The 2166-nt window shown below is 66.1% G+C and carries 2 protein-coding genes and 1 pseudogene; all 3 read left to right on the forward strand.

Going from position 1 to position 2166, the window contains the following annotated elements; genetic code table 11:
• A pseudogene (locus tag AC2VOP_RS00255) lies at positions 1 to 200 on the forward strand (hypothetical protein); the annotation flags it as partial.
• A 291-nt stretch (positions 201 to 491) separates the two neighbouring features.
• On the forward strand, positions 492 to 1517 hold the full coding sequence (locus AC2VOP_RS00260) for an esterase family protein (protein WP_486959100.1): 1026 nt from the start codon (positions 492 to 494) through the stop codon (positions 1515 to 1517).
• A gap of 138 nt (positions 1518 to 1655) precedes the next feature.
• Positions 1656 to 2166 (forward strand): alpha/beta hydrolase (locus AC2VOP_RS00265; protein ID WP_486959101.1); only part of this gene is annotated, 511 nt, incomplete at its 3' end.

The following is a 2166-nucleotide window of genomic DNA, read 5'->3' on the forward strand; positions in this document are numbered from 1 at the left end:
GCCCCGGCACTGCGGCGGTGCTGAATTCGGTGCGCGGCCCGATGAGTCTGCATCGGTTCTTGTCGAATCTGCTGCACTCGGTGAGCTTCACCAGATATCGGATCGACCGTGTTCCCCGTGACGAGTTGATCCACTGCGGGCTCGACGTGCCCGAATCGGCGCACCCGCCCTATGCTGGCCTGCCCGCGACGGGCCCTTAGCGGCGCGGGATCGCCCGAAATGTGACGCACCCCACCGCACGATTCCGAATGATTCCGACAGCAACCTGATCCGCCGTCTCTCACCCGCCAGTATGGGTCGGCGGGTTACTCAGATCCCCGGCAGACCCGACGGGATGAAGAGGCGCAGCGGGCGCCGATACCGGATTGTTGAGGAGACGACGGCAGGCCTGTGTGGTTAACTATGCGGTGCTGCCGCGGCTCGTGCGCGCAGCCTCCGGCCAGGTGCACTCAAGTCATGGCCACGAACAACGGATGATGAGGAACGCGAGGATGAAGCTTGTTGCCAGGCTCTCCGGGGCGGCGAAGGTCATGCCGCGCCGCTTCAGGGTCGTCGCCGCGGGCGCAGCCCTGCTGTCGGGATTGGTCGGTCTGACCGACGTGGCCGGCGGTACGGCGACCGCTGGGGCGTTTTCCCGGCCGGGACTGCCGGTCGAGTACCTGCAGGTGCCGTCGGCGTCGATGGGCCGCGACATCAAGGTGCAATTCCAAAGCGGCGGAGCGAACTCACCGGCGGTCTACCTACTGGACGGCCTGCGCGCCCAGGACGACTACAACGGCTGGGACATCAACACCCCGGCGTTTGAGTGGTACCTGGACTCGGGCCTGTCGATGGTCATGCCGGTCGGCGGGCAGTCCAGCTTCTACACCGACTGGTACAAGCCGGCGTGCGGCAAAGCCGGCTGCTCGACATACAAGTGGGAGACCTTCCTGACCAGCGAGCTGCCGCAGTACCTGGCCTCGGAGTACAAAGTCAAATCGACCGGCGGCGCGACGGTCGGCCTGTCGATGGCCGGGGCATCGGCGATGACGCTGGCGATCTACCACCCGCAGCAGTTCATCTACGCCGGCTCGCTCTCGGGCTACATCAACCCCTCCGAAGGGAAGGGCTGGATCGGCCTGGCGATGGGCGACGCCGGCGGATACAAGAAGGAAGACATGTGGGAGAGCGACGCCGACTGGCTGCGCAACGACCCGACCGTCAACGTGCAGAAGCTGGTCGACAACGACACCCGCCTCTGGGTCTACTGCGGCAACGGCAAGGCCAACGAGTTGGGCGGTGACAACCTTCCCGCCACGTTCCTCGAGGGCAACTTCATGATCGGCGCCAACAAGAAGTTCCAGGAGCTCTACATCGCCGACGGCGGCCACAACGCGGTGTTCAACTTCCCGGCCTACGGCACCCACAGCTGGGAGTACTGGGGTCAGCAGTTGCAGGAGATGAAGCCCGATCTGCAGACCCACCTTGGTGCGACTCCCGGCGGCGCCGCATCGGGGAGCGCGTCAGAGAGCAACTAACGCGCGAAGCCACCCTGCAACGGCGGTGACCACCGGTCACCGCCGTTGCTCGGTTTTGGCCGTGCACTCCGCCGGGGTGTGATTCACTACCCTGCAACGGTGCATGCAGACGAGTCAGACGAGCGAGGTGTGTGGGTCATGAGAGGGCTGTCGATGCTGTTGCGGACGCTGTGCTCGGTCGTGGTGACCCTCGGGCTGTGGACCGGGTCAGCCGGCCGGGCGCACGGCGTGGAGTACGAATCCCTGATGGTGCCGTCGCCGGCGATGGGCCGAGATATCCCGGTGGCCTTCCTCAACCAGGGCCCGCACGCGGTGTATCTGCTCGACGCGTTCAACGCGCACCCCGACGTCAGCAACTGGGTGACTGCCGGTAACGCGATGAACACCCTTGCTGGCAAGGGAATCTCGGTGGTCGCACCGGCCGGTGGCGCTTTCAGCATGTACACCAACTGGGAGCAGGACGGCAGCAAGCAGTGGGACACGTTCCTGTCCAGCGAGCTGCCGGACTGGCTGGCCGCCAACCGGGGTCTGGCGCCCGGCGGTCACGCCGCGGTCGGTGCCGCACAAGGCGGGTACGGCGCGATGGCGCTGGCCACCTTCCACCCCGACCGGTTCGGGTACGGCGGTTCGATGTCGGGTTTCCTGTACC

It is taken from the genome of Mycobacterium sp. TH-M106, from assembly GCF_057473765.1.